The 6,381-nt window shown below is 67.6% G+C and carries 9 protein-coding genes; 4 read left to right on the forward strand and 5 right to left on the reverse strand.

The genetic code is table 11. The annotated features are described in order from the left end of the window. The 4 genes from ACXJKR_RS21045 to ACXJKR_RS21060 all read left to right on the forward strand — a co-directional run. Positions 1-790: DUF692 domain-containing protein (locus ACXJKR_RS21045; protein ID WP_457324476.1), on the forward strand; the 790-nt coding region annotated here is incomplete at its 5' end. Continuing rightward, a complete protein-coding gene (locus tag ACXJKR_RS21050) occupies positions 787-1,485 on the forward strand; it encodes an HvfC/BufC family peptide modification chaperone (RefSeq protein WP_457324477.1) in 699 nt (232 codons plus the stop codon). The genes ACXJKR_RS21045 and ACXJKR_RS21050, both read left to right, overlap by 4 nt. Further along, positions 1,482-1,982 (forward strand): DoxX family protein, encoded by a 501-nt coding sequence (locus tag ACXJKR_RS21055; protein ID WP_457324478.1) that lies wholly within the window; start codon positions 1,482-1,484, stop codon positions 1,980-1,982. The genes ACXJKR_RS21050 and ACXJKR_RS21055 overlap by 4 nt, the downstream gene beginning before the upstream one ends. 95 nt (positions 1,983-2,077) lie before the next feature. Next, positions 2,078-3,358 (forward strand): response regulator, encoded by a 1,281-nt coding sequence (locus ACXJKR_RS21060; protein WP_457324479.1) that lies wholly within the window; start codon positions 2,078-2,080, stop codon positions 3,356-3,358. Between the two features lie 18 nt (positions 3,359-3,376). Here ACXJKR_RS21060 and tolA read toward each other — a convergent pair whose 3' ends face one another. The 5 genes from tolA to ACXJKR_RS21085 all read right to left on the reverse strand — a co-directional run. After that, complete coding sequence (tolA, locus tag ACXJKR_RS21065) at positions 3,377-4,240, reverse strand: cell envelope integrity protein TolA (protein ID WP_457324480.1); 864 nt, start codon at positions 4,238-4,240, stop codon at positions 3,377-3,379. A gap of 1 nt (position 4,241) precedes the next feature. Continuing rightward, positions 4,242-4,679, reverse strand: coding sequence for a protein TolR (gene tolR / locus ACXJKR_RS21070; protein WP_457324481.1), 438 nt, complete (start codon positions 4,677-4,679; stop codon positions 4,242-4,244). Beyond that, entirely contained in the window at positions 4,679-5,356 is a 678-nt protein-coding gene (gene tolQ / locus ACXJKR_RS21075) for a protein TolQ (protein ID WP_056202298.1), read from the reverse strand. Before tolQ ends, tolR begins: the two co-directional genes overlap by 1 nt. Further along, positions 5,353-5,748, reverse strand: coding sequence for a tol-pal system-associated acyl-CoA thioesterase (gene ybgC / locus ACXJKR_RS21080; RefSeq protein ID WP_457324482.1), 396 nt, complete (start codon positions 5,746-5,748; stop codon positions 5,353-5,355). The genes tolQ and ybgC overlap by 4 nt, the downstream gene beginning before the upstream one ends. After that, positions 5,745-6,381, reverse strand: a 637-nt coding sequence (locus ACXJKR_RS21085; RefSeq protein WP_457324483.1) for an aminotransferase class I/II-fold pyridoxal phosphate-dependent enzyme, incomplete at its 5' end; no start/stop codon positions are given. The genes ACXJKR_RS21085 and ybgC, both read right to left, overlap by 4 nt.

Below are 6,381 nucleotides of genomic sequence, written 5' to 3' on the forward strand. Positions count from 1 at the left end.
CTACGAAACCTTGCTGGCCGAGCGCCCCGCACTCGGCTTCATCGAAGTCCATTCAGAGAACTTCTTTGCCGACGGCGGCATCACGCTGGCCGTGCTGGAGGCGGGCCGCGCGGCCTATGACGTCAGCCTGCACGGCGTGGGCCTGGCACTGGGCTCGGCGGCGGGGCTGGACGATGCTCACCTGGAGCGGCTCGCTCGCCTTGCGCGGCGCGTGCAGCCGCGGTGGGTGTCCGACCACGCCTGCTTTGCCCGCGTGGGCACGGGCCTGCATGCGGCAGACCTGCTGCCCATCCCCTTCACCGACGAATCCCTCGCGCTGATGGCGACCCATGTCCAGCAGGTCCAGGAACGCCTGGGCCGGCCCATGCTGGTCGAGAACATCAGCGCCTACGTCGGCTGGGCCGGCGACACCCTGGCCGAGCCCGAGTTCTTCAACGAGCTGACACGGCGCAGCGGCTGCGGCCTGCTGCTGGACGTCAACAACCTCTTCGTCAACGCTCGCAACGCCGGCCTGGCGCCGGACGACGCGGCACGTGAAGCCATGCGCTGGGTTGACGCGATCCGCCCCGGCAGCGTCGGCGAGATCCATCTGGCCGGCCACTGCGAGCAGGAGGACGGTCTCGTCATCGATGACCATGGCAGCCGCGTGCGTGACGAGGTCTGGCGTGTCTACGAACACACGCTGCAGCGGCTGGGCCCGCTGCCGACGCTGATCGAATGGGACACCGCTGTGCCCGATCTGGCGGTGCTGCTGGCTGAAGGCCAGCGGGCGAGGGCGCTGCACCCATGAAGCTCGCTCAGCAGGCCTTTGTCGATGCGCTGCTGGGGCGCGGCGAGGCGCCRCCCGGCCTGACTGGCGGCGAGCGCGGCCTGGCGGCCTATCGCAACAACCTGCGGGCGCTGTCGGCCCAAGCCCTGGCCGTGCCCTTTGTGCGCTTGCGCGAGGAACTCGGCGAGGACGAATTCGCGTCGCTGGCCTGGACCTTCTGGCGCGCCCACCCGCCCGAGAGCGGTGACCTGGGGCAGTGGGGTGGGGTGCTCGAAGGCTTTCTGCTGGAGCGCGCCGGCGAGGCTTCGGGCTTGCCCGATCTCGCTCGCCTGGACTGGGCGCTGCACCGGGCCGAACGCGCACAGGACGCTTCGTTGGACGCCGACTCGCTGGCTCTGCTCGGTACCACGTCGCCCGACAAGCTCTGGCTGCAATTGCGGCCAGGCCTGGCGGTGCTGGCGCGGTCCGACGGCCCGGTGGTGGTCTGGCGAGCCGGTTGGCGCGGGAAGTGGCAACCCGTGTCGGCCGCCGATGCGGTCTTCATGCGGGCCCTGATCGACGCGGTGAATCTTGCCGAGGCATTGGAGGCGGCCACAGTGAAAGGTTCTGGCGGTGAAACCGACTTCGACTTCGCCGCCTGGCTGCAAGCCGCGTTGCACAACGCCTGGCTGCAGGGAGTCAGGGCCACAACACCGAACCGGACCACCACACCATGAAAGCTCTGATCTCCAACGCGCTGCGCGCCGTCACCGACCCGGGCCTGCAACCCACCCGGCTGCCCGCGCCGCTGGACACGCTGGTCAGCCATCTGCAGTCGCTGGCGCTGCTGGCGGCGCGGCTCTACGTGGCCAAGGTCTTCTTCATGTCGGGCCTGGTCAAGCTGCGCGACTGGTCGTCCACGCTGGCCTTGTTCAACGACTACTACCAGGTGCCGCTGCTGCCGCCGGCGCTTGCGGCCTACATGGGCACCGCGGGCGAGCTGGTGATCCCAGTGCTGCTGGTGCTCGGCCTGGCGGGTCGCTTCGCCGGTGTGAGCCTCTTCGTCGTCAACCTGATGGCGGCGCTTTCACTGCCGGCGGAGGACCTGTCGGCCGCCGGTGAGGCGCAGCACATCCTGTGGGGCGTGCTGGCCCTGGCCATCGCGCTGTGGGGCGCGGGGCGCTGGTCCGTCGATCGCATGGTGCTGAACCCGGCGGCTGGCCGCGTGCATTGACACAAGGCATCCGTGTGTAAGCAGCGGCCACAATTGGAAACCATCTGGCGGCTGGGTTTGCCCTAGTCTCGCGGACAGTTAGCAAGAGTCCGCCGATGGAGTTTTCAGAGCTGTTCACCCAGAGCGCGCGCGACGTGCTGCCCCACGCCAGAAAGAAGGGGCTTGTCACCTACTTCGACTATCACGGGCCCCGCCTCGAGCTTCACGATCCTGGGCCCTACCTGCGTGCCGGCATCCACCGGATATTGCTGGGCATCGTCGACTGCTTTGAGTCGGGTTTCGTCATGTTCACCGCGGTGGTCGAGCCGCCGGTCTTCGGCCGAAGCAGCATCGTCATCCACGCCGCTGGCACTGGCGCGAATTGCCCATCCGATGTCGTGGGCGTGCTGCAGCGCCTGCAGTTGGTTGCCGAGGATACCGACGTGGCCCAGGGGCTGGTTGCGCGAGCGCAAGCGCCTTGTCCGGCTACCGCCGGCTCGGTCCAGTTCGTCGACGCCGGGCTTGACGGCCTGGTCATCTCACTGAGCGGCGAAGTTGTCGCGGAAGAGGTGGTGTTCGAGCACTCACCCAACGCCACCGGCTCGGTGGCATGGCTGGTCAGCCCTCCGCCCGGCGCGCTGGACTCGGTCGAGACGAGGCTGCGGCACCTGGGCTGGCACGTGGTGTCGTTCGAGCGGCTCGAGGAGGCCGCGGCGGCGATATCCGCTGCTGCGGCACCGATGTTGATGATCGTCGCGGAGAACAGCGGCCAGGAACTGGCTCAGCTCGAACAGATCGCCCAGGCCTTGCCCAGCCTGTGGACGGTGCTCGCCGTGGTCTCTGGCTCCGACACGCTGCGCTTTCGGCGCCAGTGCTCGGTCGACATCCGGGTGCTCCCGCTCAGCCCGCTGGAACTGGAGCGCTTCACCGCGCATGTCGATACCCGGACTTCAACCGCCCTGTCGCGGCTGACGTCGCCCACGCCGCTGTACGTGCAGGAGAGCCGCCGTGTGCTCGTCGTGGACGACAACGTCGTGAACCAGATCGTCGCGCGGGGCCAGCTCGAGGCCTTGGGCTACGAAGTGGTGGTGGCCGGCGACGGCATCGAGGCACTCGACTCCTGCTGTGACGAGCCGCCAGACATGGTGCTGATGGACGTGGACATGCCGGTCATGGACGGACTGGAAGCCAGCGAGCATCTGAGGTCCTTGCAGCGCGTCGGCAACCTGCCGCCATTCCCCATCATTGCCGCCACTGCCGGCGACACGGATCTGCGGCGCAACGCATGCCTGAAAGCCGGTATGGACGGCTACCTCAGCAAACCCATGGACCTTCAGGCATTGGCCGACGAGTTGCACCGAGTGCTGCCTGGGCGGCCGATCTCCTTGGAGCTTTGAAGCCTCAGGCCGTCAGGACTATTCGCGCGGGCGGAAGGTGAGGATCAGCACTGGTGGCACGCGGCCGTCGACGTCGCGCGGCAGGGTCTCGGCCTTCTCGATGGCGCGCAGCACGGCACGATCCCAGTCGGGGTCGGGACTGGCCTTGAGCACCTTGCTGCCAAGAATGCGGCCGTCGGGGCCCAGCGTCACCTGCACCTCGGYGGTCGGGTTCGCGACGCCATCGTCCGGGTAGATGATGAGGGGGCGGATCTTGCCCTTGATGCGGCCGGCATATCCCGCGGACGGCGCCGAGTTCTGGGCCGCGGCGCCGGTGGAGCCGGGCGTGCCACCGGCCATGCCCTGGATGCGGCGCAGGTTTTCCTGACGCAGCGCTTCGCGCCGGGCATCGGCCTCCTTGGTGTCTTTCGCCTCTTTCGCGTCCTTGGCTGCCTTGGTGTCCTTGGCCTTCTTGCGGTCCTGCTCTTCCTTGTCCGCTTTCTCTTTGGCGAGCTTGTCCTTGGCCAGCTTCTCCTGGGCGGCTTTGTCGCGCTCGACCTTGGCAGCCTCGTCGCGGGCCTTTTCCTCCTTGCGCTTCTTCTCCTTGGCGATGGCGATCTCGGCCTCACGCTGCTCGGCGGCGGCCTCTTCGGCTGCTCGCTGCTGGGCGCGGGTGTCGGGCTTGGGCGCTTCGGGTTCGGGCTCGGGCGGCGCTTCCTCGCGCGGCGCGGCCACCTGGGGCACTGCCGACCACAGCTCGGCCTCGAAAGCGGGCGATGAATCGCTGTGCCAGTTCAGGCCATAGCTGAGCGCGAGGATCAGCAGGCCATGGGCGATCAGCGCCAGGGTCATGCCGCGGCCGAGGCCCGCGGCCTCGGGGGGGCGTAAGGTCGCGCTCGTCATCTCACTTGGAGGAGGAGGCGCCGCTCTTCACAGCCAGGCCCACGCGCTGGATGCCGGTGCGCTGCAGCGCGTCCATGACCTGCACGACGGCCTCGTACTTGACGTTCTTGTCGGCGGAGATGACTACGGGGCTGGTCGCATCCTTGCCCTGCGCCTTCTTGACGCGCTCGGCCAGGCGGTTCGCGGGAATCGATTCGGGCTCGAGTTGGTCGACCTTGATCTTCAGCTTCTCGTCGGTGCCAACGATGATCTGGATGACATGCTCGGGCTGCTGGCGGCTCTTGCCCACGCTGGGCAGGTCCACGAGGCCAGTCGTGATCAGCGGCGCGCTGACCATGAAGATGATGAGCAGCACCAGCATCACGTCGATGAACGGGACCATGTTGATCTCGTTCATCGTGCGCCGCCGACGGCCGCCACGGGAGGAGATGGAGGCCATCAGCTGTGGGCGGTGGAATTGCGCTGCAGGATGTTGGAGAACTCCTCGATGAAGGTCTCCAGCGTGATTGCGCTGCGGTCGATCTGGCGCGCGAAGCGGTTGTAGGCCAGCACGGCGGGAATGGCGGCGAACAAGCCGATGGCCGTGGCGACCAGCGCTTCGGCAATGCCCGGCGCGACCGTGGCCAGCGTCACCTGCGTCAGATTCGACAAGCCGACGAAGGCGTGCATGATTCCCCAGATGGTGCCGAACAGGCCGACATACGGGGAGACCGAGCCCACCGACGCGAGGAAGGACAGGTTGTGCTCCATCGCGTCCAGCTCGCGATGGAAGCTCGCGCGCATCGCGCGGCGGGCTGCGTCGAGCAGGGCGCCGGCATCGGTCACGCGCTTCTCACGCAACTTCAGGAACTCGCGCATGCCGGAGGCGAAGATGCGCTCCAGAGGCGCGGCGTCCGCACGGTTGCCGACCGACTGATAGAGGTCGTTGAGGTTCTTGCCGCTCCAGAACTCGGCCTCGAAGGCATCGTTGCGGCGCTTGATCTGGCCCAGGCCGATCAGCTTGCCGAAGATGACGCTCCAGCTCGCCAGCGACACGAGCAGCAGGCCCGCGATGACGAGCTGCACCGCGAAGCTGGCGTGCAGGATCAGGGAGACGATGGACAGGTCTTGGTTCATGCGGTGATCGCTGCCACGACAGAGTCGGGCAGGCGTTGGGGTTTCAGGTCGCTGGCGCGCACGCAGCCGATGCGGATCTCGCCTTCGCACAGCAGCGTGTTAGCGCGCAGCGCGCGCTGGCGAACCACGAGGCTGGCGCGGCCCGCGGGCTCAGGTTCGACAGTGATGGTCAGCAGATCATCCAGCTTGGCCGGCGCGGCGTAGCGCAGGCTGGTAGCGGCGACGACGAAGATGAGGCCGGTGTCCTCGCGCAGCTGGTGCTGCTCGACGCCCGCCGCACGCAGCCACTCGGTGCGAGCGCGCTCGAAGAACTTCAGGTAGTTGGCGTAGAAGACGATGCCGCCGGCGTCGGTGTCTTCCCAGTAGACGCGGATCGGGAATTGGAAATTCATGACAGCACCTGGCGCAGGCGGGCGATGGCTTCTTCGAGGTCTTCCATCGACGAGGCGAAAGACAGGCGCATCCAACGCTGCGGATCGGTCAGGCCGAAGTCGCGGCCCGGTGTCAACGCGACCTGGGCGCTTTGCAGCAGTTCGTGGGCGAAGGTCCAGCTGTCGGCGTGATGGCGGCTGACATCCATCCAGGCGTAGAAGGCGCCGTCCGGGGGCACCGGCACATTCAAGCCCAGCGCGTTGAGCGCGGGCACGATGTAGTCGCGGCGCTCGCGCAGTACCGCACGGCGGCGTTCGAACTCGGCGATGGAGGCGGGCTCGAAGGCCGCCAGCGCCGCCATCTGCGACAGCGTGGACGGGCAGATATAGAGGTTCTGCGCCAGCCGCTCGATGGCGAGCACGAGATCAGGGGGCAACACCAGCCAGCCCAGGCGCCAGCCCGTCATGCCGAAGTACTTGGAAAAGCTGTTGACCGAGATGATGTCCTCGCCCAGTGCAAGCGCGCTGTGGCCGAAGTGCTCCTCGTAGCTGAGCGGCAGGTAGATCTCGTCAACCACCGTGACGCCACCGCGCTCACGCACGAAGCCGGCGATGTCGGCCAGCACCTCGGGCGCAATGGACGTGCCGGTCGGG

The organism is Roseateles sp. P5_E11, assembly GCF_054049355.1.

What these genes read in the sequence shown, in the direction of transcription:
- ACXJKR_RS21055 (WP_457324478.1), top strand. Translation starts at nt 1,482, where the DNA reads ATGAAAGCTCTGATCTCCAACGCGCTGCGCGCCGTCACCGACCCGGGC.
- ACXJKR_RS21060 (WP_457324479.1), top strand. Translation starts at nt 2,078, where the DNA reads ATGGAGTTTTCAGAGCTGTTCACCCAGAGCGCGCGCGACGTGCTGCCC.
- tolR (WP_457324481.1), bottom strand. Translation starts at nt 4,679, where the DNA reads ATGGCCTCCATCTCCTCCCGTGGCGGCCGTCGGCGGCGCACGATGAAC.
- tolQ (WP_056202298.1), bottom strand. Translation starts at nt 5,356, where the DNA reads ATGAACCAAGACCTGTCCATCGTCTCCCTGATCCTGCACGCCAGCTTC.
- ybgC (WP_457324482.1), bottom strand. Translation starts at nt 5,748, where the DNA reads ATGAATTTCCAATTCCCGATCCGCGTCTACTGGGAAGACACCGACGCC.